This is a genomic window from Pseudomonas sp. GW822-FHT06B12, assembly GCF_058799675.1.
In genome coordinates this window covers 164,813-191,800 of record NZ_JBXALR010000002.1, presented here as the reverse complement: position 1 = coordinate 191,800, position 26,988 = coordinate 164,813, and the positions used below count along the sequence as shown (strand labels likewise).

Sequence of the window (26,988 nt, the reverse complement as noted above, 5' to 3'; positions counted from 1 at the left end):
GGCGGCGGTGGTGAGACCGACGATCGGCGAAGTGAAGGACTTCGCAGGTGCGTCGATTGAAAATCCCGGCACGACCACTAAAACGCCGTTGACACTCAAAGGCACGGTAGCTGCGGGTCAAAAAGTCGACATTTACGAAGGCATCAACCGGCTGGGCGAGGCCACGGTGACGGGGACCGCGTGGGAGTTTGAAACGGGGACCTTGCCTCCAAAAGAGTACGTGTTCAAGGCCAAGGAGCCGGGTGTCGGTGGGCCGGAATCAAATACCTGGACCGTTACCGTACAGCCTGTGCGAACGGAAAAACCCGAAATCACATCAGTCACAGACACCAACGACCATGATGTCCCCCATGAATCGATCACTATTGCGACAACGCTCAAACTGACAATCCAGGCAGGCCCGAGCGAACAACTCAAGATCCTGGTCAATGAGCTCGAGAAGGACAAGAAGTTTGCTGATGCAGAGGGTGTTCTGCACTACGAACTGACCGACCTCGGGCTGGAAGAGCAAGACATCAAGGTAGTAGGCGTCGAGAGCGGGCTGGAGTCGGAAATCTGGACTGTCATCGTGAAACCCGGTCCATCGGACGGGAAACTCAAGATCACCGCCGCCAAAGGACCCCAACGCAAGGAGATCCCTCAAGGTGGCGCTACTACGGCCACCACGATCACGCTCCAAGGCACTGCCGAGCCCCGCAAGTCAGTCACTGTTTCCGACGTATTCAGCGTTCCGAAAGCTGTCCAGTCTGACCAGTATGGCTACTGGGGGCTTACCCTGAGAGATTTGAGAGTCGATTACTATAACTTCGCGCTGAGTGTCCCCGACGCCGAGTCCCCCATGCTTTGGCCGCTGACGGTATTCGCTGATGGAACACCCATTATCGAATCGGTGAGTGACCTTAACGGCAATATGATCCCTCCTTACGGCGAAACCTCTGGACAGGCGTTTACGCTGCGGGGCTCGGGTGCTGCGGGAGGGGAGATCAACATCCATGAGCTTCTTAGCGACGAGACAATCGAGGCTATCAAGGTCAACCCGCAAGGTCAGTGGGAATGGACGGCACATATCGACGCAGAGCCCAGGGAGTATCACTACGTAGCCTCAGCGCCGGGCGAGGGGGCGCCGAAGTCAAATCTCTATCGAGTGCGCAAGATCGCGTCGATGAAGTAATGGCGTGTTGACCCGGTACGCGCTGACAAGGGTCAGCGCATCGGGACCGGGTGTTAGATGAGCATCAACGCTACTGCTGACGTTTCGGCACCACCTCTGAAATGGAGATTGCTCATGACCATTCAAGTTATCGCTCCCCAAACACACGCACCCATCCCGGACCTCGACCCGCTGAAGCTCGAGCCGATGCTCGGTGATGATGCTCTGGACTCGATAGACACTCCCCGCGAGTTCAAGGCGTTTATACCGACGACGAACCTGGTGTCGCGTGACCAGTTCTATGTCGAGATTACCGGCGAGCCCGGCACTCCGGAGGGCGGGAAGTACACCAGCCCTCTGTTGACTTTGTCGCCGCCAAATATCAGAACTCTGAATTTGAAGAAGGAGGTCGTTGCGTTCCTGCTGGGCAAAAAAATGACGGTGAAGTACACGATCGTGCGTGAGAACGAGCCAGATAAACCCTCTCCGGATCTGGTGCTCAACGTGCTCCCCCTGCCACAGCGCGAGTTGAAAGCGGCGCTGATCCGTGAGGCGGAGAACGGCGGTAACGGGCCAGGACTGGATCTGACCGGCAGTTCCAACGACCTCACGCTGCGCTTGGGAATCTGGCCGCTGATTGCTGTGGATCAACGCTGCTGGATCTATCTGGAGGGCAAGAAGACCGGTGATGTGGATCACCCGCTTCCTGTGCTGGCATCGGAGCCAGTGGATGGGGCCTGGATCACTCGCGGTTATCGCGAGGTGAAGGTGCCTTACGACTACTTCAGGGCGTTGCTCAATGGCTCGCTGCTGAAGGTCATCGTCAAGGTCGCGCTGAATCAGGAAGACGACGAGACTCAGGCGTTTGATTTCGAGGAGCGGGTCTATACCGTTAAAAACGTCGTGGCAGTCAAACCGGAAATCACCACGGTGACGGACTCCGAGGGCACTCCTGTCGATGACAATGGTGAAACCACCGACACCACGCTGAAGCTGGAAGGGACGGCGGGTGTGGATGCGACGGTAGAGATTTTCGTTGGAGAAGAATCGAAGGGCACGGTCACGGCGGAAGGCGGGGTGTGGAAGTACGAGTTGACCGAATTGGGCCAGACCACGCACGTGATCAAGGCTGTTGCGAACGGGCTGGACTCTGATACTTGGACCGTGAAGGTGAAAGCCGCTGTGGTGAAACCCGGCATCACCCGGGTGACGGACTCCAAGGGCACTCCTGTCGCCGACAATGGCGAAACCACCGACACCACGCTGAAGCTGGAAGGGACGGCGGGAGTGGGTGAGGACGTTGAAATTTTCGTTGGAGAAGAATCGAAGGGCACGGCCACGGCGGAAGGCGGGGTGTGGAAGTACGAGTTGACCGAATTGGGCCTGACCACGCACGTGATCAAGGCTGTTGCGAGCGGACAGGATTCCAATACCTGGACCGTTACCGTGAAAGCGTCGGTAGTCAAACCGGTCATCACCAAGGTGACGGATTACATCGATGTTCCCGTAGATGACGAGGGAGAGACCACCTACTCCAGCCTGAAACTAACAATCAAGGCTGCTGCCAGGGAACTACTCAGGATAGAAGTGAATGGGCGCAAACAGGGTGAGCTCCATGCTGACGACAGCGGCGAGTTGAAGTACGACCTGAATTTTTTGGAGCAACGTTCGCATGTCATTACGGTAGTGGGTGTTGTCAGCGGGCAGGTATCCGATACCTGGACTGTTAAGGTAGTGGCAATGAAGGAGTTACTCTCCATCACTGCGGTCATGGACTCCCTGGGTACTGAAATCCCCGATTGGGGTTTCACGACCCCTACAACGCTAACGATAACGGGTAGGGGCGAACCCCTTCGGATGGGCGATGTTATTGACTCGGAATTTGCAGTACGCAAGGAGTTCAGTGTTGACGAAGACGGTTTCTGGAGTGCCGAAATCCCGTACGATTATCCGCGTCCATGGGTCTATGAAGTCCGTGCTAGACCGAAGTTCTCCAGTTCATCGGGGTTAGGCAATAGGAGGTTTTTCGTGGTGGCGGTTGGAGATCCGTTTATCACTTCAGTGAAAGACCCAGCAGGAGTCGAGGTTCCTGACGCTACCTTTAGCAAAGCCAGAGTTTTCACGCTAACAGGCAAGGCAACTCCTAATCGTTCTGTCGAGTTGTTCTTGGGAGACAGTACAAGACCGATAGATGTCTTTCCGGTTCAGCCTGATGGGAGCTGGAGCACCTCCGTCGACCTGTCGTCCAGTGGGCTGGTCTATGTGTCGTATAAGGTCCGAGAGCAGTCTGGAAATGGGCGATTTTCACCCGCTCGGAGATTCTATTTGCAATAACCGAAGTCGTCGCACGCGCGGTGATTAATCACTGTGCCAAGTGATTCACGACAGTTTTACAAGTAAAAGCCCACTGCGGATCACTCCACCAGTGGGCTTTTTTCTATCTGTCTACCATCACTCAAGGCGCGAACGGCATCACCCGTTTGTGATGAGTTTTGCGGTACGTATCACAGATGATCCTGAACGCCTCTTCACGCACCGGCTCACCGTGCAGGAAAGCATCAATCTCGGCGTAGGTCACGCCGTGGGACGCTTCGTCCGGTTTGCCGGGGGAGAGGTCTTCAAGGTCGGCGGTCGGGATTTTTTCCACCAGCGACTCCGGTGCGCCGAAGCTGCGGGCAATCGCCCGGACCTGGTTTTTCACCAGACCGCTCAGTGGTGCGAGGTCGCAGGCACCGTCACCAAACTTGGTGAAGAAACCCATCACCGCTTCTGCTGCGTGGTCGGTGCCGATCACCAGGCCGTGGGCGGCGCCGGCGATGGTGTATTGCGCGACCATGCGCATCCGCGCCTTGGTGTTGCCCAGGACGAAATCCACCGAGACTGCGTGCTTGCCTTCGAAGGCGGCGACTTCATTGGCCAGCGACTTGACCGCCGGGCCGATGTTCACGGTGTGGCGCTCATCCGGGGCGATGAAATCCACCGAGGCTTGCGCATCGTGTTCGTCGAATTGAGTCTCATACGGCAAACGTACGGCGATGAACTTGTAGCTCGCGTCACCGGTGCGCTCGCGCAATTCGCGCGTGGCGCGCTGGGCCAGCAGGCCGGCGGTCAACGAGTCGACGCCGCCGCTGATGCCCAGCACCAGTGTCTTGAGCCCGGAGTCGACCAGGCAATCCTGGATAAAGGTAATCCGCCGTGTGACTTCAGCCTCCAGGGCTGCCACGTCGGCGAAAGGCGGTTGGACCTTGAGCTGTTCAGCAATCTCACGCTGTACGGCTTGCATGAATTCACTCCTTGCTTGATGTGCCAGAGAGGGCGGCAGGTACTTGAAACACATGTCGCAAATAGGCGACGAAATTCGGGTCTTTGCAGTGCGTCTTGCCTGCTTCATCGGAAATCTTGGCGACGGGTTGACCATTGCATGCCGCCATTTTAAGCACGATGCTCATCGGTTCGACACCTGGAATATCGCAGGTCAGGTTGGTGCCAATACCGAAGCTGACATTGATTCGACCGCGCAACGCCCGGAATATCTCCAGCGATTTGGGCAGCGTCAGGCTGTCGGAGAACACCAGCGTCTTGCTCATCGGCTCGATACCGAGCTTATGGTAGTGGGCGATGGCTTTTTCGGCCCAGGCAATCGGGTCCCCGGAGTCATGGCGCAAACCGTCGAAGAGCTTGGCGAAATACAGGTCGAAGTCGTTGAGAAAGGCATCGGTGGTGATGCAGTCGGTCAGGGCAATCCCCAGCAGGCCGCGGTATTCGCGAACCCAGCAATCGAGGGCGGCGCTTTGGCTGTCGATCAGTCGCGGACCGAGTTGCTGGTGGGCCATGATCCATTCGTGAGCCATGGTGCCGAGCGGCTTCATGTCCAGCTCGCGGGACAGGTGCACGTTGCTGGTGCCGACGAAACGTCCGGGGAAATCGTGTTTGAGCACGTTCACCACTTCTTCCTGCACGCGGTAGGAAAAGCGCCGACGGGTGCCGAAGTCCGCCACCTGCAGGTGCGAGAGTTCTTCAGCGCTGGCATTGGCGCTCAACCAGTCGAACTTGCGATAGAGCTGCTCGCGGGCCTGTTCCATGACGACTTCACGGTAGCGATAACGGTTGCGCACTTCGCTGACCACCGCCAGCAGCGGCACTTCGAACAGAATCACATGCAACCACGGACCGCGCAGACGGATGAACAGCTCGCCGTTCTCGATGCCGGTGTGGATGTAACGCAGGTTGAAGCGGAACAATCCGAGAAAACGCAGGAAATCCGGCTTCAGGAAACTGATACGTTCCAGAAAGCTCAACTGATCGGCGCTCAGGCTCAATTCAGCCAGGCGCTCGATCTGAAAACGAATCTCCGCCAGGTAGGGGCGCAGATCCTCACTGTTACGGCAGCGGAACTCCCATTCGACTTCAACGTTGGGGTAGTTGTGCAGCACCGCCTGCATCATGGTCAGTTTGTAGAAGTCGGTGTCGAGCAAGTTCTGCACGATGCGATCGGCAAACACACTCTCGCTCATAACGGGAATCTCCATGCTGGCCGCCGCTGATGGCAGCGACGTTTCAGCTGTTTCAATGAATGGGGCTAGTGGCGCATATCGGTGGTAGTGATTGCCAGTGATTTTTTAGACCGCAGCAGATTCCTGTGGGAGCGGGCTTGCTCGCGAAGGCGTAATTCCAGCCAACATTAATGTTGAATGTGCCGGCCTCTTCGCGAGCAAGCCCGCTCCCACAGGGATTATGGGAAGCTTCAAATTTGCGGTGCATCCGGGCTGTCGATCTGCTCCAGCATCCACTTCACAAAGTCCCGGACCTTGGGCACTTCCGCCGAATGTTCGGGGTAGGCCAGGTAATAGGCGTCGCTGCTGGGCATCGCGTGTTGCCAGGGGATGACCAGTTTGCCGTCGGCCAATTCTTCTTCCACCAGAAACCGTGGCAACAGGGCGACGCCACAGCCGACTTGCGCTGCGCGGATGCACATATAAAAGGTTTCGAAACGCGGGCCGTGATAGCTGTGCTCGGTCTGGTATCCCTGGCTATCGAACCAATCGTGCCAGGCCTGCGGCCGCGAGGCATTTTGCAGCAACACCAGATCGCTGAGTTGCGTCGGGTCAGTAAATGGCTGCTCCGGCAGGCTACCCGGTGCACAAACCGGCACCAGCTCTTCGCCGAACAGTTTCAGGCATTCGGTGCCAGGCCGCGAACCCTGGCCGAAATAGAACGCCAGGTCGCTGCGCCCTTGCAGCAGGTCGTCGGCTTCCTGTTCGTTGCACAGGTCCAGATGAATATGCGGATGCCGCAGACGCCAGCCTTTAAGGCGTGGCACCAGCCAACGAGCGCCGAAGGTTGAAGGCGTGGACACACGCAATACTTCTGTCTCGCCGCCGTAGGAGCGCAGATAGTGGGTCGACATCTCGACTTGCGTGAGGATTTTTCGCACTTCAACCAGGTACAAATCACCGGCCGGGGTCATTTGCAGGCGTCGACGCACCCGGCGAAACAGCAGATGCTGTAGTAGCTCTTCGAGTTGCGCGACCTGTTTGCTGACGGCGCTTTGGGTCAGGTTCAACTCTTCGGCGGCGCGGGTGAAGCTCAGGTGACGGGTGACCGCCTCGAAACACTGCAACGCGGTGATCGATGGCAAGTGGCGTTTATTCAGCATGGGTGGTCCCTTGTTCTTGTTGCAACGCTTTGCATGAATAAACGGAATGATATCTCGCCTAAAGGTCGTTTGTTGGCAAGTCTCAGGCCGGCTACAACTAAAGGCCTGAAGCCCCTTGTCAGCGGGCTGTGAATTTTCTGCTTTTCACGTTGAAGGAGTGACCCATGGTTGCCGCATTGCTTGATCGTTTGGGTGTAAACCCGGCCCTGTACCAGAACGGCAAACAGCCCGTGCATTCACCGATCGACGGCAGCCAGATTGCCTCGGTGAACTGGGAAGGCGCCGCTGAAGTCGAGCAGCAGGTCAGTCGCGCAGAGCATGCGTTCGACCTGTGGCGCAAGGTCCCGGCCCCACGTCGTGGTGAACTGGTGCGCCAACTGGGCGACATTTTGCGTGAATACAAGGCCGATCTGGGCGAGCTGGTCTCCTGGGAAGCCGGCAAGATCACTCAGGAAGGTCTGGGTGAAGTTCAGGAAATGATCGACATCTGCGATTTCGCCGTCGGCCTGTCCCGTCAACTGTACGGTTTGACTATCGCCTCCGAACGTCCGGGCCACCACATGCGTGAGTCCTGGCATCCGCTGGGCGTGGTCGGGGTGATCAGCGCGTTCAACTTCCCGGTTGCGGTCTGGGCCTGGAACACCACGCTGGCGCTGGTCTGCGGCAACTCGGTGATCTGGAAACCGTCGGAGAAAACCCCGCTTACCGCACTGGCCTGCCAGGCGCTGTTCGAGCGCGTCTTGAAGAATTTCAGCGATGCGCCGCAATACCTCAGCCAAGTGATCATCGGTGGCCGCGATGCCGGTGAAGCGCTGGTGGATGACCCGCGTGTCGCCTTGATCAGCGCCACCGGCAGCACCCGCATGGGGCGCGAAGTGGCACCGAAAATCGCCGCGCGTTTTGCTCGCAGCATTCTGGAACTGGGCGGCAACAACGCGATGATCCTTGGCCCAAGCGCCGACCTCGACATGGCTGTGCGGGCGATTCTGTTCAGTGCGGTCGGCACCGCCGGTCAGCGTTGCACCACCCTGCGTCGCCTGATCGCCCACGAGTCGGTCAAGGAAGAGATCGTCACCCGCCTCAAGGCTGCCTATTCCAAAGTGCGCATCGGTCACCCGCTGGAAGGCAATTTGGTCGGCCCGCTGATCGACAAGCACAGTTTTGAAAACATGCAGGACGCGCTGGAACAAGCCTTGAGCGAAGGCGGCCGAGTGTTTGGCGGCAAGCGGCAGCTCGAAGACACGTTCCCGAACGCCTACTACGTTTCGCCGGCCATCGTCGAAATGCCAGAGCAAAGCGATGTGGTGCGCAGTGAAACCTTCGCCCCAATTCTGTACGTGGTTGGCTACAAAGACTTCGCCGAAGCGCTGCGCCTGAACAACGCGGTGCCGCAAGGCCTGTCGTCGTGCATCTTCACCACCGACGTGCGTGAAGCCGAGCAGTTCATGTCGGCGGTGGGCAGCGACTGCGGCATCGCCAACGTCAACATCGGCCCGAGCGGCGCGGAAATCGGTGGCGCCTTTGGTGGCGAGAAAGAAACCGGCGGCGGTCGCGAGTCCGGTTCCGATGCATGGCGCGGTTACATGCGTCGCCAGACCAACACCGTGAACTATTCGCTGGAGTTGCCGTTGGCCCAGGGGATCACGTTCGACTGAGGCTTGAGTCAAACAAGGATCCCCTGTGGGAGCGAGCTTGCTCGCGATGACGGCAGCACATCCGACATGGAGGTGACTGGAAAACTGCTATCGCGAGCAAGCTCGCTCCCACACTGAATTGTGTAGTGGTTAGGTTTCATTTTTGGAGTCTGGCAATGCCGTTACGCGAAGAGTGCTTATGGGAAAAACTGACGCCGCAACGGCCTGACCGTGCGGCGCTCAAGGGCGAGGTGACGGCGGACGTCTGTGTGATCGGCGCCGGCTTTACCGGGTTATCAGCGGCGGTGCATTTGCTGGAACAGGGCAAAAGCGTCTGTGTACTGGAAGCCAAGCGCTGCGGGCAGGGCGGTTCGGGGCGTAACGTCGGGTTGGTGAACGCCGGGATGTGGATTCCCCCGGACGAGATCGAAGCCGGGTTCGGCGAAGCGATCGGCAGTCAGCTCAATCGCATGCTCGGGGCGGCACCTGCCCTGGTGTTCAGCCTGATCGACAAATACAACATCGATTGCCAGTTACGCCGCGAAGGCACGCTGCACATGGCCCACAACGCCCGTGGCGAGGCCGATCTGCGCAGTCGTGAAGAACAATGGAAACGCCGCGGCGCGCCCGTGGAATTGTTGACCGGTGCCGCTTGCGAACAGGCAACCGGGACCAAAAAAATTGCCGCCGCATTGCTCGACCGCCGCGCCGGCACGCTCAATCCGATGGCCTACACCAGCGGTCTGGCCAAGGCTGCCGCGGACCTGGGTGGTCAGCTGTTCGACCATTCACCGGTCACCCGGCTCGAACGTCAGGGCCAACGCTGGTCGGTGCAAACCGACGCCGGTTCGGTCATGGCCGAGCAGGTGGTGATCGCCTCCAACGCCTACACCGAGGGCGATTGGACCGAATTACGGCGCAATTTCTTCCCCGGCTATTACTATCAGGTGGCATCAAAGCCGCTGACCGAAGAGGCCGCGCAGCTAATCTTGCCCGGTGGTCAGGGTTCCTGGGACACCCGCCAGGTGCTCAGCAGTATTCGTCGCGACAAAGACGGTCGGTTGTTGCTTGGTAGCCTCGGTAATGGCAATCAGAAACCCACGTGGTTCCTCAAAGCCTGGGCCGACCGGGTACAGCAGCATTATTTCCCCTATCTCAAACCGGTGGAATGGGAATGCACCTGGACCGGTTGCATTGCCTTTACCCCTGATCACTTGATGCGTTTGTTCGAACCGGCGCCCGGTTTAGTGGCAGTCACCGGTTACAACGGCCGTGGCGTGACCACCGGCACGGTGGTTGGTAAAGCCTTCGCCGATTACTTGTGTAACGGAAATCCTCAGGCGCTACCGATTCCCTTCGCCCCCATGCAGCCATTGGCTGGGGTGGGCTTGCGCAGTTGTCTGTACGAGGCCGGTTTTTCGCTCTATCACGCGGGCCAGTGCCTGCGGATTGTCATTTGATCGAGGAAATATGTTGCGGGAAGCGGCGCTTTTCGGCGTAGCGGCTAGCCTGTAATGGTGCGTGTTGTAGCAGTTGCGCACCGGCAGTGTGCAGTTCGGTGACGCACGCTGTTACAGGCTGGTTGCACGTCGTTTGGCGCCGCGGTTGCAATGATGGCGCGCTCGGGTTGCGCCTAAAAAATGAAATGGTTTCACCTTCCGCGGTTTAGACGGTTGCACGCCCAATGAAAAAGGGCCCGAAACAGTCGTAATAACAATAAAGCAGCGACTTTTTGAAGAATAAAAAACTGATGGCACGCCACTTGCTCTGCGCTTTGTAGCTGAATCAAAGCTTCCGCTGAAGTTGCTGTGCTAACTAAAAAACCTCAGGAGCACCATCACATGTCGCAGACGTTTTACAGGAAAGGTTTTCTGGCACTCGCAGTCGCTACTGCATTGGGTGTTTCTTCGTTTGTTCAGGCTGATGTCAAAATTGGTGTGGCAGGTCCGATGACCGGTCCTAGCGCTTCCTTCGGCTTGCAATATATGAAAGGTGCGCAAGCTGCGGCGGATGCAATCAACGCCAAGGGCGGCATCAACGGCGAAAAAATTGTTCTGGTCCAGGGCGATGACGCCTGCGAACCGAAACAGGCTGTGGCTGTTGCGAACAAAATGGTGCAGGACAAGGTTATCGGCGTTGTCGGGCACTTCTGCTCGTCGTCGACCATCCCTGCTTCCGAGGTCTACTCCGACGCCGGCGTCATCGCGATCACTCCGGGTTCTACCAACCCGGCGGTCACCGAGCGCGGCCTGCCTGCCATGATGCGTATGTGCGGGCGCGATGACCAGCAAGGTATCGTCGCGGGTAACTACATCGTCGACGTCCTGAAAGGCAAGAAAGTTGCCGTCATCAACGACAAGGACACCTACGGTAAAGGCCTGGCGGACGCGACTGCCAAGCAGTTGACCGCGCGTGGCGTGAAACCGGTTCTTGAAGAAGGTCTGACCCGTGGCGAGAAAGATTTCAGCGCCCTGATCACCAAGGTCCGTTCGGTAGGGGCCGACGTCCTTTACTTCGGCGGCCTGCACCCGGAAGCCGGTCCACTGGTCCACCAACTGCGCGAGCAAGGTCTGAAAGACGTCAAGTTCATGTCCGATGACGGCATCGTGACTGACGAAATGGTCACGACAGCCGGTGGTGCTCCTTACGTTGACGGCGTGTACATGACCTTTGGCGCTGACCCGCGTCTGATTCCAGACAGCAAGGCTGTCGTGGAAACCTTCCGCAAGTCCGGTTACGAGCCTGAAGGCTACACCCTGTACGCCTACGCTTCGGTACAGGCCCTGGCTGCCGGCTTCAACGGTGCCAAGACAAACAAAGGCGAAGACGCTGCCAAATGGCTGAAAGCGCATCCGGTGGAGACCGTGATGGGCAAGAAGGAATGGGATACCAAGGGCGACCTGAAAATCTCCGACTACGTGGTTTACCAGTGGGATGCTGCGGGCAAATACCACCAGCTGGAAAAACAGAAGTGAGATAAGCGCATCGCCAGGCCTGGGTCTCTCGATATCCGTCGTGGGGCGCAGGTCCGGCTTTGGTCATGGGTTCTGCAATCATGCCGACCCGGTATTTTTCTTCTGAGCCACATGAACCTGGCCAGGTGCGCCTCACAAGGGCTCATCGACACCGGGTTCGCGGTGGCCTCTCAAGTTAGTGAGAGTGCATGATGGACGGTATTTTCCTGCAACAAGTTATCAACGGTTTGACTCTCGGTTCGGTCTACGGCCTGATCGCCATCGGCTACACAATGGTCTACGGCATCATCGGCATGATCAACTTCGCCCACGGCGAGGTTTATATGATTTCCGCGTACCTCGCGGCGATCAGCCTGGCTCTGCTGTCTTGGTTCGGTGTCGAATCCTTTCCGTTATTGATCCTGGGCACCCTGCTGTTCACTGTCTTCGTGACGGGTGTGTATGGCTGGGTCATCGAGCGCATCGCTTACAAACCGCTACGCAACTCCACCCGACTGGCACCGCTGATCAGTGCTATCGGCGTTTCCCTGATCCTGCAGAACTACGCACAAATCGCTCAGGGCTCACGGCAACAGGGTATTCCTACGCTGCTGAGCGGTGGGCTGAGATTCGATATCGGTACTGGTTTCGTGCAGATCACCTACACCAAGATCTTCATTCTGGTCGCCGCGTTTGTCGGGATGGCCCTGCTGACCTACATCATCAAATACACCAAGTTGGGGCGCATGTGTCGTGCGACCCAACAAGACCGCAAGATGGCCTCGATCCTCGGGATCAACACCGACCGGGTGATCTCCTACGTGTTCATCATCGGTGCTGCCATGGCTGCGCTGGCCGGTGTCTTGATCACGGTGAACTACGGCACCTTTGATTTCTACGCAGGCTTCGTGATCGGCATAAAGGCCTTCACCGCTGCGGTGCTCGGCGGCATTGGTTCGCTGCCTGGCGCCATGCTCGGCGGGATCATTCTCGGCGTTTCCGAGTCGCTGTTTTCCGGGGTGATCAACTCTGACTACAAGGACGTCTTCAGCTTCTCGCTGCTGGTACTGATCCTGATTTTCCGTCCTCAAGGCCTGTTGGGTCGCCCACTTGTGGCGAAGGTATAAGTATGTCCGACGCTAATAACAAAACTATCGATGTCAAAAAAAGCCTGATCGACACTGTTCTGGCCGGGTTGATTGCCCTGATTGTCTTCGGCCCGATCGTGGGCGTAGTACTTGAAGGTTATAGCTACAACCTGCAGCCGACGCGTGTCGCCTGGATGGTCGGGGCGGTGATGATCGGGCGTTTTGCCTTGAGCCTGTTCTTGCAGACCCCCAAGGGGGTGAAGGTTCAGCAAGGCTTCGAAGTCGTCGGCTCCGGCGTGCATGTGCTGCCGCCTGATTTCAAGTCGCGGCTGCGCTTCATCATCCCGGGTTTGATCGTGATCGCTATCGTGTTTCCGATCTTCGCCGACAAGTACCTGCTGACGGTGGTGATCCTGGGATTGATCTACGTGTTGCTGGGCCTTGGCCTGAACATCGTGGTCGGACTGGCAGGTCTGCTCGACTTGGGTTATGTGGCGTTCTATGCCATCGGCGCCTATGGCCTGGCACTGGGTTATCACTACCTTGGCCTGGGCTTCTGGACCGTGTTGCCGTTGTCGGCACTCATGGCGGCAATGGCCGGCTGCATACTCGGCTTTCCGGTGTTACGCATGCACGGCGACTACCTGGCCATCGTGACCCTGGGCTTCGGTGAAATCATTCGCCTGATACTGACCAACTGGCTGTCCTTCACGGGAGGGCCTAACGGTATGCCGGTGCCATCACCGTCGTTTCTCGGTATCGAGTTCACGCGTGTGGCGAAGGATGGCGGGATACCCTTCCATGAATTCTTCGGGACCGAATACAACCCGAACATAAAGTTCATGTTCATCTATGCCGTGTTGTTTCTCGTCGTGATGCTGGTGCTGTATATCAAGCATCGCCTGACCCGCATGCCGGTCGGGCGCGCCTGGGAGGCTTTGCGCGAAGATGAAATCGCTTGTCGCGCAATGGGTCTCAACCACGTACTGGTCAAGCTCTCGGCCTTTACCCTGGGGGCTTCCACAGCCGGTCTGGCCGGTGTGTTTTTCGCCAGCTATCAAGGTTTCGTCAACCCGACCTCGTTCTCGTTCTTCGAATCGGCCTTGATCCTCGCCATCGTCGTGCTCGGCGGTATGGGGTCGACCGTCGGCGTGGTGATCGCCGCGTTCGTGCTGACGGTCGCGCCGGAACTGCTGCGCGGCTTCGCCGAATACCGCGTGTTGCTGTTCGGCGTCCTCATGGTGCTGATGATGATCTGGAAACCGCGTGGCCTGATTCGGATCAGCCGTACCGGTGTGATCCCGCGTAAAGGCGCCTTGACTGAAAGGAGCGCGTCATGAGCGATGAAATCATTCTCTCGGTAGAGAACCTGATGATGCACTTCGGCGGCATCAAAGCCCTGAGCGACGTCAGCCTGAAGGTCAAACGCAACTCGATCTTTGCGTTGATCGGCCCCAACGGTGCGGGCAAGACCACGGTGTTCAACTGCCTGACCGGATTCTACAAAGCTTCTGGCGGGCGTATCGAACTCAACACCCGCGGGGTGAAAACCAACGTCATCAAAATGCTCGGGGAGCCGTTCAAGGCGACCGATTTCGTTTCGCCGAAAAGCTTCGTCAACCGGCTCCGCTACAAGATGTTCGGTGGCACGCACCTGATCAACCGCGCCGGCTTGGCGCGGACCTTCCAGAACATTCGCCTGTTCAGGGAAATGTCGGTGATCGAGAACCTGCTGGTAGCCCAGCACATGTGGGTCAACCGCAACCTGGTGTCCGGCATTCTCAACACCAAAGGCTACCGTAAGGCTGAAAGCGATGCCCTGGACCATGCCTTCTACTGGCTGGAAGTGGTCGATCTGGTGGACTGCGCCAACCGCCTGGCCGGTGAGCTTTCCTACGGCCAGCAACGCCGCCTGGAAATCGCCCGGGCCATGTGCACCCGGCCCAAGATCATTTGTCTGGACGAACCGGCGGCGGGCCTCAACCCGCAGGAAACCGAGGCGCTCAGCGCGATGATTCGACATCTGCGCGACGACCACGACATTACCGTGGTGCTGATTGAACACGACATGGGCATGGTAATGAGCATTTCCGACCACATCGTGGTGCTGGACCACGGCAACGTGATCGCCGAGGGTGACCCTCAAGCGATCCGCAACGATCCGAAAGTGATTGCCGCCTACCTGGGTGCTGATGAAGAGGAGCTGGTATGACTCAACCGATCCTCGAACTGAAAGAGATCGACGTGTTCTATGGGCCGATCCAGGCCCTGAAGAAAGTCTCGCTGCACATCAACGAAGGAGAAACCGTCAGCCTGATCGGCTCCAACGGTGCCGGTAAATCCACCCTGCTGATGTCGATCTTCGGCCAGCCACGGGCCGCCGACGGGCAGATCGTCTACCGCGGCGTGGACATCACTCACAAGTCGTCCCACTACATCGCCTCCAACGGCATTGCACAATCGCCGGAAGGGCGGCGGGTATTCCCTGACATGACCGTCGAGGAAAACCTGCTGATGGGCACGATCCCGATTGGCGACCAGTACGCTACAGAGGATATGCAGCGCATGTTCGAGCTGTTTCCGCGGCTCAAGGAGCGGCGTAATCAGCGGGCGATGACCATGTCCGGAGGCGAGCAACAAATGCTCGCGATCGCTCGGGCGTTGATGAGTCGGCCCAAGCTGCTGTTACTCGACGAACCGAGCCTGGGGTTGGCGCCGATCGTGGTGAAACAGATCTTCGCCACCCTGCGCGAACTGGCGGGCACCGGCATGACCATCTTCCTGGTCGAGCAGAACGCCAACCACGCGCTCAAGCTGTCCGACCGGGCCTATGTGATGGTCAACGGCCAGATCCGCCTGAGCGGTACCGGCAAGGAGTTGCTGGTGAACGAAGAGGTGCGTAACGCCTACCTCGGCGGTCACTGAGTTATCTACTGAAGTCTCCAGCCCCGACGAGCAATCGCCGGGGCTTTTTTATATCTCCAAAACACATCAACCCTTGTGGGAGCGAGCTTGCTCGCGATAGCGGTAGATCAGTCACTTCGATGCTGACTGTGCCGCCGTCATCGCGAGCAAGCTCGCTCCCACAGGGGACGGTGGTGCTCCTTATGGAAATTGTGGAAAACAATATTCTCAACCTGCTAAAGCGCGACATAAAGCCGCTGCAAATAGCTGTTTTTCCACAGTTTTGACTTGTCCCCGTTTGCTGTGGAGCTGGCTGTGGGTAACATGGGAGCAACTGTCTGAAGGCCTTTAACGGCGTGGCTTGCAGGGTTGTGGTTGTTTTTTGATCAGGTGTTTTTACGCGGCCTTGAGTGAGCCTTGTCAACCTTTTTATTGCCGACGCCCATCGGCTGAAAAGTCGTTGCTCATCCTGTGGATAAGTCTGTGGTTAAACTCTGGAAAGACTCGGCAAAGGGCCGTAATTACTGGCGTGGAGCCATCGCCTCGGTGACTGGTCGGTCGCACCGACCGATGCTGGCTACACTTGTCAGTGCCCAGGTCAAGCAAAAAACTTTCAAATCTGCCCGCAAAGCCTTGTAGATAGCGCGTCTCAAGGTTTGCACTTGCCCCCAAAGACTGTGGACGGGGCTGTGGATAAGGTGCGTGCAGTTGGCTACGAGCCAGAGCGGCCAAGGCCTGGCAGCAGTTGAGCGTTTTCTGTACAGCGAACATGACAGGATTTTCATTTTCGCGGTTTTGGGTTCAGGTACTCTGCGCGCCTTGGCGCCCCCGAATGGGCGCTCGTCATTTGACGACATGGAGCCATTGCATGACCGATAGGAACGCCTTTGCTCCTGCCGAACCCGTCAGCCCGACGCGCCGGTTGCGTCAACGAATCGGCTACCACCTGGCGGTGATGGATCTCGGTGGACGGGGCCTGGCATTGATCGGCGGGCTGATATTCCTGGCCTGGATCAGCTCCGGTATTTACAAGGTTCAGCCGGATGAACAGGGCATCGTGCTGCGCTTCGGGCGTTGGCAACAGACCGCTGAATCCGGGCTGCACTATCACTTGCCCTATCCTGTCGAAACCGTCCTGTTACCCAAGATCACTCAGGTCAATCAGCTGCAACTAGGCACCACTAGCAGTGTGCAGAGCGCGGCGAGCAATGGCGCGCGCGACAAGCAGATGCTCACCGGAGATGAAAACATCGTCGAAGCCGATTGCACGGTGTTCTGGCGGATCAAGGACGCGCGACTCTACCTGTTCAAAATCAGCGACCCGGAGCGCTCGGTGAAACTCGCGGCCGAAAGCGCGCTGCGCGAGGTGATTGGGCGTACGCCGATTCAATCGGTGATGTCCGACAAGCGTGCACAGATCGCCGATGAAACCCGAGACTTGCTGCAGCAACTGCTGGACCGCGAACAGGCCGGGATTCTCATCACTCAAGTGCAACTGCAACGGGTCGATCCGCCGCCGCAGGTGATCGATGCGTTCAACGATGTGCAGCGAGCCCGCGCCGACCAGGAGCGCGCCCGCAACGAAGCCGAAGCCTATGCCAATGACGTGATTCCCCGGGCCCGTGGCGACGCGGCGCGTATCACCCAGGAAGCCGAAGCTTACCAGGCACAAGTCGGCAACCTGGCCGAGGGCGAGGCCAAGCGGTTTCTTTCGGTCTACAACAGCTACGTGCAATCCAAAGACGTCACCGCGTGGCGCCTGTACATGGAGAGCATAGATGAAGTCCTGAAAAAGGCCTCCAAAGTCATCATCGACTCTTCCGGCAAAGGCATGTCCGGGGTGGTGCCTTACATGCCGCTGAGCGAGCCAGGCAAACCGCAGCAGAAGGACGCCCGACCATGAACCGCACCTTCAAATGGCTGACCGTAGCCATCGTCGTGATTGCGCTTTGGGCGTTGGCCGCATCGGCCTATGTCGTCGATGAGTCGCAACAGGCACTGATCATCCGCTTTGGCGCACCGATGGGCGTGGCCGGCGAGCCGGGGCTCAAGTTCAAGGTGCCGTTCAGTGATTCCATCGTGTTCTACGACAGTCGCTTGCAGACTTTGTCGTCACCGGCCGAACAAGTCATCCTCGGTGATCAGAAGCGTATCGAAGTCGAGACCTACACACGTTTTCGCATCGACGACCCGCTGCGTTTCTATCAAACGGTCGGAACGCTGGATCAGGCCAATGCGCAACTGACGCAAATGGTCAGCTCCTCGTTGCGCCGAAAGCTGGGCGAGATATCGCTGCGTTCGTTGTTGTCCACGGATCGTCAGCAGGAAGTCGCGATCATCGAAAAGGACGTGGCCGACAAGGCCCGAGCACTCGGCATCGACGTGACCGAGGTGCGCCTGCACCGCGCCGATCTGCCGCTGGAGGCCAGCCAGGCGATTTACGACCGGATGAAATCCGAGCGTCAACGCGAAGCCAAGGAGCTGCGTGCGCAGGGGTTTGAATGGGCTCAGCAAATCCAGGCCAAGGCCGACCGTGACCGCACGGTGTTGCTGTCCGAAGTTCAGCGCCAGGCGGCAATCACCCATGGTGAAGCGGACGCGGCGGCCAACCAGATTCTCTCGGCGGCGTTCAGCAAAGACCCGCAATTCTACAAGTTGTACCGCTCGTTGCAGACCTACCGCCAGGCGCTGTCGGACAGCCAGCCGATGCTGGTGCTGACGCCTGATGCGGAGTTCCTCAAGCAGTTTCGGAGCGGGCCGGCTACAACCAACGGCCGATAGGGATCACCATGAGCAACCTCCCCGCAGACCAGCGGGTTGAGCGACGCGCGGGGATGATGTTTCGATGACGCAGTCTCTTGCCGGGAAAACGCTCGATGTTATTTGAGGGTGCGCTGCACGCGCTGAGCATGATCTTTCAGGTGTTCCTGCTGGACCTGATCCTGTCCGGCGATAACGCGTTGGTGATCGCCATGGCCTGCCGCGGATTGCCGCCCGAGCAGATGCGGCGAGCCGTGTTGATCGGAACCAGTGGCGCTATCGCCCTGCGGGCATTGCTGACCACGCTGGCCGGTTGGTTGCTGCTGGTGCCGTGGCTCAAGTTGATCGGCGCCGTGCTGTTGCTGGTGATTGCAGTACGACTGCTGACTGAGGAAGAGGCCGACGAAGAGGGCAACTCGTCAGACCGTTCGCCACAGACCTTGGGTGGTGCGGTGGTCACGGTGCTGACCGCCGATCTGATCATGAGCATGGACAACGTGGTCGGGTTGGCGGCGGTGGCTCAGGGCAGTGTCTTTTATCTGGTGCTGGGGTTGCTGTTGAGCGTGCCGCTGCTGATGTTCGGCAGCCTGCAGATCACCCGGTTGTTACGGCGTCAGCCGTTGCTGGTGTCGATCGGTGCGGCGCTGCTGGGTTATGTCGCCGGGGACATTGCGGTGTCTGATCCGGTGGTGGCGGGCTGGGTCAACAGCCAGTCGCCGGCGCTCAATCAGGTGCTGCCGCTGTTGTGTGCGGTGTATGTGGTGCTTCAGGCGCGGATCATTCTTCGGCAGCGTGCGCGGTTGCCGAAACCGGCCGTCAGGCAGCGGGTTGCGCCGGCTGTCGCGGTTCAGGCGCCGCCTGGCACCAAGGTTGCGTTACCGATAGTGAAGCCTGAGGTCGTACTGACTGCTCAGCCCGCGCCTGCGATTGAGGCGATTGCCGATGAGCCGCCTCGGCGCTTGGCTCGGTGGTTCGGCGGCTACAGTGGCTGGGCGACGGTGTTGGCCGGGCTTGCAGGTATTTTCGTGATCAGTGCGGCGTTGTATAGCCTGGTGGGCGGCTTGTCGGGTGGTCTGCTGCCCACACCGCAAAAGGATTATGTGTATGTCTGCACCGGTGCCAGTACCACCCTTTACTATCGGCCCGGTGGCAGCACGATCCGGATCGTCACGGGCGGCGGTGAAGCCACGGGTTACGTGAGGTACAAGAAAATCCTCTGGCAGAACCCGCAAAACGCCCTCAAGGAGCTGCACCTGACGCCCCCCAGCGAGGTGGAAAAAACCAGCCCCACGGTCGTCACCCTCAATGGCGGCAGCTTCTCGCAGATCCAGTGCGCGCGCAGCCTGTGACGTGAGGGTTGCTGACCCGGTTGCCGCTGCGCTCCGCGCCGGGCATGCTGCCAGTTGATTTTCTATTCCATTGGCTGCGTTTCAGCCCAAACCAGGAGAACACGATGTCCAACACCCTGTTTATTACCGGCGCGACGTCCGGTTTTGGTGAAGCCTGTGCCCGTCGTTTTGCCGAGGCCGGCTGGAAACTGGTACTGACAGGCCGTCGTGAAGAGCGTCTGAATGCCCTGTGCGCCGAATTGTCGAAGCAGACCGAGGTCCATGGCCTGGTGCTCGACGTGCGTGACCGCAAGGCCATGGAGACGGCGATTGCCAACCTGCCGCCGTCGTTTGCCACGCTGCGCGGACTGATCAACAACGCTGGCCTGGCCCTGGGCGTAGACCCGGCGCCCAAGTGCGATCTGGACGACTGGGACACCATGGTCGACACCAACATCAAAGGCCTGATGTACAGCACTCGCCTGCTGCTGCCACGCCTGATCGCCCACGGTCGCGGCGCCGGGATCATCAACCTCGGTTCCATCGCCGGCAACTACCCGTACCCAGGCAGCCACGTGTACGGCGCGACCAAGGCCTTCGTCAAACAGTTCTCGCTGAACCTGCGTTGCGACCTGCAAGGCACCGGCGTGCGGGTGAGCAACATCGAGCCGGGCCTGTGTGAAAGCGAGTTCTCGCTGGTGCGTTTTGCCGGTGACCAGGCGCGCTACGACGCCACTTACGCGGGTGCCGAACCGATCCAGCCGCAGGACATCGCCGAGACGATCTTCTGGGTCCTCAACGCCCCGGCGCACATCAACATCAACCGTCTGGAATTGATGCCGGTGAGCCAGACCTGGGGCGGGTTTGCGATCGACCGTAGCGGTGGCAAGGCTTAAAACCGAGTCATCTTCATCGCGAGCAAGCTCGCTCCCACAGGGGGAAACTTGTTGTGTCCGACATTGCAGGCACACCAAAGATCCAGTGTGGGAGCGAGCTTGCTCGCGATTGCGTTCAGCCAGGCGAAAGTGCCCGTAAGGTAGACTCCTTTCCTTGAACCCCCACCGCAGTCTGCGGTTTCAAGGGTTTCAGAAGGAGGAAATGTGAGTAACCGAGGTGAGCAGGTACTGCTCAAACAATCGACCATCCTGATGTTCGCCGTGGCGATCGCCGCGATCGTCACGGGTTTTTTTTCTGGCTCCCAATCGATTTTGTTCGATGGGTTTTTTTCGCTGATCGCGACCTTCATCAAGGTTCTGATGCTGATTACCGCCAAGCTGATCGCCAAGGAAAGTAACCAGCGCTTTCAGTTTGGCTTCTGGCATCTCGAACCGATGGTGCTGCTGATCGAAGGCAGCTTCCTGTTGCTGATTGCGATCTACGCCTTTCTCAGCGGTATGTTCGGCATCATCAACGGTGGCCGCGAGATCGAACTGGGCCTGGTGATCCCTTTTGCGGCGGTGCTTAGCGTCGTCTGTTTCGGCTATTTCTTCTACGTTCGTTATCGTAATCGTACGTTGAAGTCCTCGCTGATCCAGTTCGACAACATGAGTTGGCTGGTGGATGCAATGCTCTCTATCGGCTTGCTGGTGAGCTTCCTCACCGCGTTGCTGCTCAAGTCGTACGGCTATGGCGCGTGGGCCGCTTACGTCGACCCGTCGATCCTGATCATGCTGGCTCTGAGCATGCTCGCGCCGGCCTTGAAAATCCTCAAGCCAGCGTTACGCGATGTGCTGGGGATTGTTCCGGATCAGCTGGATGACAAGGTTCGCCAAGTGATGGACGAGGCCAAGGCCGAGCATGGTTTTGCCGACTACATCTCGTATGTGCAGAAGCATGGGCGTGCGCGGTTCATCGAGATTCACGTGGTGTTACCGGCGGATTACCGGCTCGACGGCGTGGCCACACTGGATGAGCTGCGCGATCAGATTTCGGCGAAACTTGGCAAGCCTGACGCGGCGCGTTGGCTGACCATCAGTTTTACCGGTGATCGCAAGTGGATTGCTGGCTGAAGACCGTGTCGCTGCCATCGCGAGCAAGCTCGCTCCCACAAGGACACCGTTGAACCTGTGGGAGCGAGCTTGCTCGCGATGGCGGTCTTTCTGTCAGCCGAAATACTCGGCGAGGCCGCGATAGCAGGTCGCCAAATGGTAAGGCGTGGTCGACGGCATGTCCTGGCGGCTAACCGCGCCATCCCTGTCCAGGCATTCGTACCAGCCACCAGCATGCAGGAAGTGCTGCTGCAAGGCTTTCAATTGACGCTCGAGCAAGGCGTCGCTGCCCGGACGCAAGGTCAGGGCGCGCAGGTATTCCGCCTGGGCCCAGATGCGTTGGGTTTCATCGCGAGGCCTGCCGTCCAGCTCAAGGTCGAGCATCGCTCGCACCGCCCCCGTCTGCTGATTGACGCCCAATTGCTCGGTGAACGCGAATGCGCGGGTCAGCGAGGCGTGCAGTTTTGATCCGCGTAGCGCCGCCGATGATGCCAGCAGAAAGAACCATTCGAACTGATGCCCCGGTTCAAACCAGTTATCCACAGCCCCCAGCGGTTTTTCCATCATCACCCCGTGCTGCGGGTCGATGAAGCGCTTTTGCATGGCCTCGCACAGTGCATTGAGCGCGACCTGGGCCGGGCCATCATCGCGTACTGACAGCGTGGCGAGGAACGCTTCGGCCAGATGCATCAGCGGGTTCTGCAATGGTCCGGTGTTGAGCGACGACCAGTCGCGGTCGAGGCTGGCTTCGTACAGACCGTCACCTGTGGCGAAACGCTGAGCAACCACTTCCAGCGCCGCATTGAGCACCGATTCCACCAACGGCTCGCGAACCTTGGCCCAGTAATGGGCGCAGGCAAACAGAATGAAGGCGTGGGTGTAGAGGTCTTTACGCTGATCCAGCGGCGCGCCGTGGGCATCGATGCTGTAGAACCAGCCGCCGTGCTCGGCATCGTGGAAATGCCGTTGCAAGGAGCGGAACAGCGCAGCGGCGCGCTCTTCGGCGGCCGGCACTTCACCGATCAGGCTGGCGAACAGGTACAGCTGCCGTGCGCAGGCCATGGCCCGGTAGCGTTGTGGCGGCAATGGCCGATGCTCGGCGTCCAGCGCTTCATACGGCAGCGCCATGTCCGCGTTCCAGCCGGGCCCTTGCCAGAGCGGCACGATCACGTCCTGGAAATGCTCCCGCACAGTGGCGAACAGAGCGGTCAATTCAGGCTGGGAGGCGGAGCGGGGAGCATCGGGCATTGGCTGGCGTCGTCACGGCAGGAGTGTTTGCGCGACATGGTAGCAGGCCTGAGAGAAGCAGTGTCTGTCCGGGCCCCATCGCGAGCAGGCTCGCTCCCACATTAGTCCTGCGCACACAGTTCCACTGTGGGAGCGAGCTTGCTCGCGATGAGGCCCGCCCAGGCAATAGAACACTCAGCCGGCGAGCAACCAGACGCCGGTCGCCGCCGAAGCCGCCCCCGCTACCCGAACCAACGGCGCAGCGGCCTGAGGCAATACGCGCACCAGCGCATAACCGGCGGCATGCAGGGCTGCGGTCGCGGCGACGAAGCCAGCGGCATACGCCCAAGGGCTGGACATGTCCGGCAGCTCCAGACCATGAGCCACGCCGTGGAACAAGGCAAACAGCGCAGTCGCGCCGATGGCCAGACTCAATGGCGGGCGCACCGCCAACGCGACGGCCAAACCCAGCGCCAGTACCGAAGCGGCAATCCCGCTCTCCAGCGCTGGCAGGTTCAAGCCTTCAAACCCGAGCATCCCGCCAATCAGCATAGTGCCGACGAAAGTACACGGCAGTGCCCAGCGCGCTGCGCCCTTTTGTTGCGCGGCCCACAACCCCACGGCCAGCATCGCCAGCAAATGGTCGAGCCCCCCAATTGGGTGACTGATCCCGGCCAGCAAGCCGTTGTCGCCATGGCCAGGGTGGGCGAACGCCAGTGCGGGCGTGAGCAGCAGGGCTGCGGCGACGAAGATGCGTTTGAGTGTCATGAATAAGCTTCCTTGTTGATAACGCGTGTGGATAAGTTTCAGGCCGCGCTCAGCAGCCCTTGGCGCTCGATGAAGGCGATGATTTCTTCAAGGCCCTGGCCGGTTTTCTGGTTGCTGAAGACGAACGGCTTGCCGCCGCGCATGCGCTTGGTGTCGCTGTCCATCATCGACAGCGACGCGCCTACCAGTGGCGCCAGATCGATCTTGTTGATTACCAGCAGGTCGGATTTGCAGATCCCTGGCCCGCCCTTGCGCGGCAGCTTGTCGCCGGCCGAGACGTCGATCACGTAGATCGTCAGGTCCGAGAGTTCCGGGCTGAAGGTCGCCGACAGGTTGTCGCCACCGGACTCCACCAGAATCAGATCGAGGCCGGGAAAGCGCCGGTTCAGCTGATCCACCGCTTCGAGGTTGATCGATGCATCTTCGCGGATCGCCGTGTGCGGACAGCCGCCGGTTTCTACGCCGATGATCCGCTCGGGGGCCAGGGCTTCGTTGCGCACCAGAAAATCGGCGTCTTCGCGGGTATAGATGTCGTTGGTGACCACGGCCAGGTTGTAGCGATCACGCAACGCCAGGCACAGGGCCAGGGTCAGCGCGGTTTTGCCGGAACCGACCGGGCCGCCGATGCCGACGCGTAGAGGTTGTGCGTTCATGTGCTTCTCCAAAATAACAGGGCCAAAATAACAGGCCCTAGGAACGAAACAGACGGCTGTACTGGCGCTCATGGGCCATGCACGCCAGGGACAGGCCGAAAGCGGCGCTGCCGTAATGTTGGGGATCGATGCTTGAGGCGTTTTGCTGTGCCTGTTGCAGCAGCGGCAGCAGTTCGCTGGTGAGACGTTGTGCGGCTTGCTGGCCCAGCGGCAAAGTCTTCATCAACACGGCCAACTGATTCTCCAGCCAGCTCCAGAGCCAGGCGGCCAAGGCATCTTGTGGGCAGATCTGCCAGGCGCGGGCCGCCAGCGCCCAACCGAGGGCCAGATGCCGTTCGCCGCGTTGGGCGAGAAAGGCGCGGGCGGGGTCATCCAGTTCCGGTAAGCCATTGAGCAGTTGCTGCAGGGAATAGCCCATTTGCCGGCTCTCCTGATGCAACTCGCGGGTTTCCCGGCTGGCGCGGTGTTCCTCACAGCGTTGTAGCAACTGTGGCCAGTCTTCATTGGCGGCGGCGGTGCAATGGGCGAGCAACAGCGGCGCTTCGAAGCGCGCCAGGTTGAGCAGCAACTGATCGCTGATCCAGCGTTTGGCGGATTCCGGATCGCTCACGCGGCCATTGTCCACGGCCATTTCCAAGCCTTGGGAATAGCTGTAGCCACCAATCGGCAATTGCGGGCTGGCCAGACGCAGCAGCGCCCAGGCCGGGTTCATGTGCGTACGCCGAACTGGTGCAGTTTCGGCGGATAGTTGAAATCTTCATCACCGTGGCGTGAATGATGATGACCACCGCCATAGGCGCCGTGCTCCGGCTGGAACGCTGCTTCGATGTTTGCGGTCTGCGCGCCCAACTGTTCGAGCATGGCTTTGAGCACGTAGTCGTCGAGCAGGCGCAACCAGCCGTCGCCGACTTGTAGGGCAACATGGCGGTTGCCCAGGTGATAGGCGGCGCGGGTCAATTCGAAGGCGTTGGCGCAAGTGACGTGCAGCAGTTGCTCGGGACGGGCGCAGACACGCACGATACGACCGTCTTCGGCCTCCAGGCATTCGCCGTCGTACAGCGGCGGCTGCCCGCGCTCCAAAAACAACCCGACATCTTCACCTTCGGCACTGAAACAGCGCAGGCGACTTTTACTGCGCGCCTCGAAGTTCAGGTGCAACTCGGCGGCCCAGACGGGTTGAGGCTCGATTCTGCGATGAATCACCAGCATTGGAAGGCTTCCAGCAAAGGACAATGCTCAGGCTAGAGCAAGGGGCTTGCCAATCGGCCGAGGCGTAGGAAATCCCTTTCAGAGCGTAGTGGGTGTTTCTGAATGTTGCGGGATTTGGAAGTGAGGCGGGTGAGTTTGGTGCGCGCGGGTTCTTGTGCGCACCATTTTGTAGCGCATAAAAAAGATCGCAGCCTGCGATCTTTTAAACGATTACTCGGTACTACCTAACCCTTGCCAATGCTTCAAGCCGATAAAGATAAAGCGCAGCTGCTGAGTGATCTTCGCCTGTGGCGTCAGGTGCTCGGGCAATGCCTGGGCGGGTGGGTCGATGATGTCGGGGAGGGTGGCAAACACACTTTTGACGATCAGGTCGGCCATGACCGACAACCCGGCGAAGTCGAGGTGTTGCAGCTTGGGCATCAATGACAGGTCGGCGGCCAGGTCCGAGCTGATGTTCTCGCGCAGTTTGCCGATAGCCAGGCGCACCGGCAGCGAGCCACCATATTGTTCGCGCGCCAGAAACAGGAACTGCGAACGGTTGGCCGCCACCACATCGAGGAAGATTCGCACCGAGGCGTCGATGATCCCGCCCATGACGAATTCGTTGTGGCGCACCAGGCGGATGGTTTCGCGGAAGGTCTGGCCGACTTCGCTGACCAGTTCCAGCCCGAGCTGATCCATATCGGCAAAGTGCCGGTAGAAACCGGTCGGGACAATGCCAGCGGTTTTCGCCACTTCACGCAAGCTCAGGCTGCCGAATCCTCGGCCGTATTCCATCAGGTGGCGGGCAGCGTCCATCAAGGCGTTGCGGGTCTGTTGTTTCTGTTCGGCGCGGGGCAGCATCAGGCGGCTGACTTCTAATCAAGGACAGCGGCGCACTCTAGCAAATCAGCTTTGCTGGCGTCGAACTTGAGTAAAGGAGGGTGAGGCGAGGAGTGCGGCTTACATAAAGTCAAAGCCCGATCCAGGAGATCGGGCTTTTTTCCGGGCCAGCATGGTCTTAGCTCAGGCTAGCGTTGCGTTCGATCACGCGGTCACCACCACCTTCAGCCAGGGTCTGACCTTGTGGAGTGCGATCGGAACCATCGGAAGCCAGGGTTTGACCTTGTGGAGTGCGATCGGAACCGTCGGAAGCCAGGGTTTGACCTTGTGGAGTGCGATCGGAACCATCGGAAGCCAGGGTTTGACCTTGTGGAGTGCGATCGGAGCCGTCAGAGGCAAGGGTCTGACCTTGTGGAGTGCGATCGGAACCGTCGGAAGCCAGGGTCTGACCTTGTGGTGTCTTGTCGTAGCCGTCCTGAGTGATCAGGCCTTTTTCTTTCAGGCGTTCGTTACCGTTGGCACCGTCGGCAACCGTTTGGCTATAAACCGAGTGGCTGGATTTGACTTGCGGAGTTGCCTGATCGGCAGCTGGCAGGGCAAAAGCAGTGCTGGCTAGCATCGAGAGGGTCAGGCTAAGCAGTATTTGGCGTTTCATGATCGGTTGCTCCTTGGGAGGGCTATAAAGTGGGTACGAAGCTAATGCTACTCTCGATAAGTCGATATAAAAGTTCATAAAGACAATGGTAATAATCAACGGAATTGATTGTTCTGCGGAAAGCCTCTAGAACGGACGTTTCCGGGGAGTGCTTTTGCACCGAGGTGGGTATTTTCGACTCACTTGCGGGTC

At 59.0% G+C, this 26,988-nt stretch carries 24 protein-coding genes; 14 read left to right on the top strand and 10 right to left on the bottom strand.

The window, feature by feature from the left end; translation table 11 throughout:
• Together AC1RKH_RS05625 and AC1RKH_RS05620 are read left to right on the top strand one after the other, a co-directional pair.
• The coding region (locus AC1RKH_RS05625; protein ID WP_493062122.1) for a hypothetical protein at positions 1-1,171 on the top strand (1,171 nt) is incomplete at its 5' end.
• Between the two features lie 114 nt (positions 1,172-1,285).
• Positions 1,286-3,484, top strand: a complete 2,199-nt coding sequence (locus AC1RKH_RS05620; RefSeq protein ID WP_493062123.1) for a hypothetical protein — start codon at positions 1,286-1,288, stop codon at positions 3,482-3,484.
• 121 nt (positions 3,485-3,605) lie between these two features.
• Here AC1RKH_RS05620 and nadE read toward each other — a convergent pair whose 3' ends face one another.
• From nadE to AC1RKH_RS05605, 3 genes are all read right to left on the bottom strand, one after another.
• On the bottom strand, positions 3,606-4,433 hold the full coding sequence (gene nadE, locus AC1RKH_RS05615) for an NAD(+) synthase (RefSeq protein ID WP_493062124.1): 828 nt from the start codon (positions 4,431-4,433) through the stop codon (positions 3,606-3,608).
• 4 nt (positions 4,434-4,437) lie between these two features.
• Positions 4,438-5,664: a nicotinate phosphoribosyltransferase gene (gene pncB / locus AC1RKH_RS05610; RefSeq protein WP_123423763.1), complete on the bottom strand. Its 1,227-nt coding sequence runs from the start codon at positions 5,662-5,664 to the stop codon at positions 4,438-4,440.
• Between the two features lie 230 nt (positions 5,665-5,894).
• Positions 5,895-6,806, bottom strand: coding sequence for a LysR family transcriptional regulator (locus AC1RKH_RS05605; RefSeq protein WP_493062125.1), 912 nt, complete (start codon positions 6,804-6,806; stop codon positions 5,895-5,897).
• A 164-nt stretch (positions 6,807-6,970) separates the two neighbouring features.
• Here AC1RKH_RS05605 and amaB point away from each other — a divergent pair, with 164 nt between their 5' ends.
• The 12 genes from amaB (at position 6,971) to AC1RKH_RS05545 (ending at position 21,483) form a co-directional block, all read left to right on the top strand.
• The gene (gene amaB / locus AC1RKH_RS05600; protein WP_493062126.1) at positions 6,971-8,461 is read left to right on the top strand and encodes an L-piperidine-6-carboxylate dehydrogenase; all 1,491 of its coding nucleotides are present in this window, start codon (positions 6,971-6,973) and stop codon (positions 8,459-8,461) included.
• A 155-nt stretch (positions 8,462-8,616) separates the two neighbouring features.
• A complete protein-coding gene (gene amaA / locus AC1RKH_RS05595) occupies positions 8,617-9,900 on the top strand; it encodes an L-pipecolate oxidase (protein WP_493062127.1) in 1,284 nt (427 codons plus the stop codon).
• Between the two features lie 381 nt (positions 9,901-10,281).
• Entirely contained in the window at positions 10,282-11,415 is a 1,134-nt protein-coding gene (locus AC1RKH_RS05590) for an ABC transporter substrate-binding protein (RefSeq protein ID WP_123423759.1), read from the top strand.
• 191 nt (positions 11,416-11,606) lie between these two features.
• Positions 11,607-12,521 (top strand): ABC transporter permease subunit, encoded by a 915-nt coding sequence (locus AC1RKH_RS05585; protein ID WP_493062253.1) that lies wholly within the window; start codon positions 11,607-11,609, stop codon positions 12,519-12,521.
• Between the two features lie 2 nt (positions 12,522-12,523).
• Positions 12,524-13,822, top strand: coding sequence for a high-affinity branched-chain amino acid ABC transporter permease LivM (gene livM / locus AC1RKH_RS05580; RefSeq protein ID WP_493062128.1), 1,299 nt, complete (start codon positions 12,524-12,526; stop codon positions 13,820-13,822).
• Positions 13,819-14,694: an ABC transporter ATP-binding protein gene (locus AC1RKH_RS05575; protein WP_123423756.1), complete on the top strand. Its 876-nt coding sequence runs from the start codon at positions 13,819-13,821 to the stop codon at positions 14,692-14,694. Before livM ends, AC1RKH_RS05575 begins: the two co-directional genes overlap by 4 nt.
• Entirely contained in the window at positions 14,691-15,407 is a 717-nt protein-coding gene (locus AC1RKH_RS05570; protein ID WP_493062129.1) for an ABC transporter ATP-binding protein, read from the top strand. The genes AC1RKH_RS05575 and AC1RKH_RS05570 overlap by 4 nt, the downstream gene beginning before the upstream one ends.
• Positions 15,408-16,254: 847 nt before the next feature.
• Positions 16,255-17,289, top strand: a complete 1,035-nt coding sequence (gene hflK, locus AC1RKH_RS05565; protein WP_493062130.1) for an FtsH protease activity modulator HflK — start codon at positions 16,255-16,257, stop codon at positions 17,287-17,289.
• Positions 17,286-18,167 (top strand): protease modulator HflC, encoded by an 882-nt coding sequence (gene hflC / locus AC1RKH_RS05560; protein ID WP_493062131.1) that lies wholly within the window; start codon positions 17,286-17,288, stop codon positions 18,165-18,167. Before hflK ends, hflC begins: the two co-directional genes overlap by 4 nt.
• Before the next feature lie 95 nt (positions 18,168-18,262).
• Positions 18,263-19,495 carry a TerC family protein gene (locus AC1RKH_RS05555; protein ID WP_493062132.1) on the top strand — a complete coding sequence of 411 codons (1,233 nt, stop codon included), beginning with the start codon at positions 18,263-18,265 and terminating at the stop codon, positions 19,493-19,495.
• 104 nt (positions 19,496-19,599) lie between these two features.
• Positions 19,600-20,370 (top strand): SDR family oxidoreductase, encoded by a 771-nt coding sequence (locus AC1RKH_RS05550; protein ID WP_123423751.1) that lies wholly within the window; start codon positions 19,600-19,602, stop codon positions 20,368-20,370.
• Positions 20,371-20,574: 204 nt separating this feature from the next.
• The gene (locus AC1RKH_RS05545; RefSeq protein WP_493062133.1) at positions 20,575-21,483 is read left to right on the top strand and encodes a cation diffusion facilitator family transporter; all 909 of its coding nucleotides are present in this window, start codon (positions 20,575-20,577) and stop codon (positions 21,481-21,483) included.
• Positions 21,484-21,576: 93 nt separating this feature from the next.
• Here the strand turns inward: AC1RKH_RS05545 and AC1RKH_RS05540 are convergent, their stop codons facing one another.
• From AC1RKH_RS05540 to AC1RKH_RS05510, 7 genes are all read right to left on the bottom strand, one after another.
• On the bottom strand, positions 21,577-22,710 hold the full coding sequence (locus AC1RKH_RS05540; protein WP_493062134.1) for an AGE family epimerase/isomerase: 1,134 nt from the start codon (positions 22,708-22,710) through the stop codon (positions 21,577-21,579).
• A gap of 174 nt (positions 22,711-22,884) precedes the next feature.
• Positions 22,885-23,457: a HupE/UreJ family protein gene (locus AC1RKH_RS05535; protein ID WP_493062135.1), complete on the bottom strand. Its 573-nt coding sequence runs from the start codon at positions 23,455-23,457 to the stop codon at positions 22,885-22,887.
• Between the two features lie 38 nt (positions 23,458-23,495).
• Positions 23,496-24,110 carry an urease accessory protein UreG gene (ureG, locus tag AC1RKH_RS05530; protein WP_493062136.1) on the bottom strand — a complete coding sequence of 205 codons (615 nt, stop codon included), beginning with the start codon at positions 24,108-24,110 and terminating at the stop codon, positions 23,496-23,498.
• A gap of 37 nt (positions 24,111-24,147) precedes the next feature.
• On the bottom strand, positions 24,148-24,822 hold the full coding sequence (locus tag AC1RKH_RS05525) for an urease accessory protein UreF (protein WP_493062137.1): 675 nt from the start codon (positions 24,820-24,822) through the stop codon (positions 24,148-24,150).
• Positions 24,819-25,319: an urease accessory protein UreE gene (ureE, locus tag AC1RKH_RS05520; RefSeq protein ID WP_123423745.1), complete on the bottom strand. Its 501-nt coding sequence runs from the start codon at positions 25,317-25,319 to the stop codon at positions 24,819-24,821. The genes AC1RKH_RS05525 and ureE overlap by 4 nt, the downstream gene beginning before the upstream one ends.
• A 210-nt stretch (positions 25,320-25,529) precedes the next feature.
• Positions 25,530-26,162 carry a TetR family transcriptional regulator gene (locus AC1RKH_RS05515; protein ID WP_493062138.1) on the bottom strand — a complete coding sequence of 211 codons (633 nt, stop codon included), beginning with the start codon at positions 26,160-26,162 and terminating at the stop codon, positions 25,530-25,532.
• A gap of 157 nt (positions 26,163-26,319) precedes the next feature.
• Positions 26,320-26,796, bottom strand: coding sequence for a hypothetical protein (locus tag AC1RKH_RS05510; protein ID WP_477770304.1), 477 nt, complete (start codon positions 26,794-26,796; stop codon positions 26,320-26,322).
• Positions 26,797-26,988 lie beyond the last annotated feature (192 nt).

What these genes read in the sequence shown, in the direction of transcription:
- AC1RKH_RS05515 (WP_493062138.1), bottom strand. Translation starts at nt 26,162, where the DNA reads ATGCTGCCCCGCGCCGAACAGAAACAACAGACCCGCAACGCCTTGATG.
- AC1RKH_RS05540 (WP_493062134.1), bottom strand. Translation starts at nt 22,710, where the DNA reads ATGCCCGATGCTCCCCGCTCCGCCTCCCAGCCTGAATTGACCGCTCTG.
- hflC (WP_493062131.1), top strand. Translation starts at nt 17,286, where the DNA reads ATGAACCGCACCTTCAAATGGCTGACCGTAGCCATCGTCGTGATTGCG.
- pncB (WP_123423763.1), bottom strand. Translation starts at nt 5,664, where the DNA reads ATGAGCGAGAGTGTGTTTGCCGATCGCATCGTGCAGAACTTGCTCGAC.
- AC1RKH_RS05575 (WP_123423756.1), top strand. Translation starts at nt 13,819, where the DNA reads ATGAGCGATGAAATCATTCTCTCGGTAGAGAACCTGATGATGCACTTC.
- AC1RKH_RS05510 (WP_477770304.1), bottom strand. Translation starts at nt 26,796, where the DNA reads ATGAAACGCCAAATACTGCTTAGCCTGACCCTCTCGATGCTAGCCAGC.
- livM (WP_493062128.1), top strand. Translation starts at nt 12,524, where the DNA reads ATGTCCGACGCTAATAACAAAACTATCGATGTCAAAAAAAGCCTGATC.
- AC1RKH_RS05570 (WP_493062129.1), top strand. Translation starts at nt 14,691, where the DNA reads ATGACTCAACCGATCCTCGAACTGAAAGAGATCGACGTGTTCTATGGG.
- AC1RKH_RS05555 (WP_493062132.1), top strand. Translation starts at nt 18,263, where the DNA reads ATGTTATTTGAGGGTGCGCTGCACGCGCTGAGCATGATCTTTCAGGTG.
- AC1RKH_RS05550 (WP_123423751.1), top strand. Translation starts at nt 19,600, where the DNA reads ATGTCCAACACCCTGTTTATTACCGGCGCGACGTCCGGTTTTGGTGAA.
- AC1RKH_RS05585 (WP_493062253.1), top strand. Translation starts at nt 11,607, where the DNA reads ATGGACGGTATTTTCCTGCAACAAGTTATCAACGGTTTGACTCTCGGT.
- ureG (WP_493062136.1), bottom strand. Translation starts at nt 24,110, where the DNA reads ATGAACGCACAACCTCTACGCGTCGGCATCGGCGGCCCGGTCGGTTCC.
- AC1RKH_RS05620 (WP_493062123.1), top strand. Translation starts at nt 1,286, where the DNA reads ATGACCATTCAAGTTATCGCTCCCCAAACACACGCACCCATCCCGGAC.
- AC1RKH_RS05525 (WP_493062137.1), bottom strand. Translation starts at nt 24,822, where the DNA reads ATGAACCCGGCCTGGGCGCTGCTGCGTCTGGCCAGCCCGCAATTGCCG.
- nadE (WP_493062124.1), bottom strand. Translation starts at nt 4,433, where the DNA reads ATGCAAGCCGTACAGCGTGAGATTGCTGAACAGCTCAAGGTCCAACCG.
- amaA (WP_493062127.1), top strand. Translation starts at nt 8,617, where the DNA reads ATGCCGTTACGCGAAGAGTGCTTATGGGAAAAACTGACGCCGCAACGG.
- hflK (WP_493062130.1), top strand. Translation starts at nt 16,255, where the DNA reads ATGACCGATAGGAACGCCTTTGCTCCTGCCGAACCCGTCAGCCCGACG.
- AC1RKH_RS05590 (WP_123423759.1), top strand. Translation starts at nt 10,282, where the DNA reads ATGTCGCAGACGTTTTACAGGAAAGGTTTTCTGGCACTCGCAGTCGCT.
- AC1RKH_RS05535 (WP_493062135.1), bottom strand. Translation starts at nt 23,457, where the DNA reads ATGACACTCAAACGCATCTTCGTCGCCGCAGCCCTGCTGCTCACGCCC.
- AC1RKH_RS05605 (WP_493062125.1), bottom strand. Translation starts at nt 6,806, where the DNA reads ATGCTGAATAAACGCCACTTGCCATCGATCACCGCGTTGCAGTGTTTC.
- amaB (WP_493062126.1), top strand. Translation starts at nt 6,971, where the DNA reads ATGGTTGCCGCATTGCTTGATCGTTTGGGTGTAAACCCGGCCCTGTAC.
- ureE (WP_123423745.1), bottom strand. Translation starts at nt 25,319, where the DNA reads ATGCTGGTGATTCATCGCAGAATCGAGCCTCAACCCGTCTGGGCCGCC.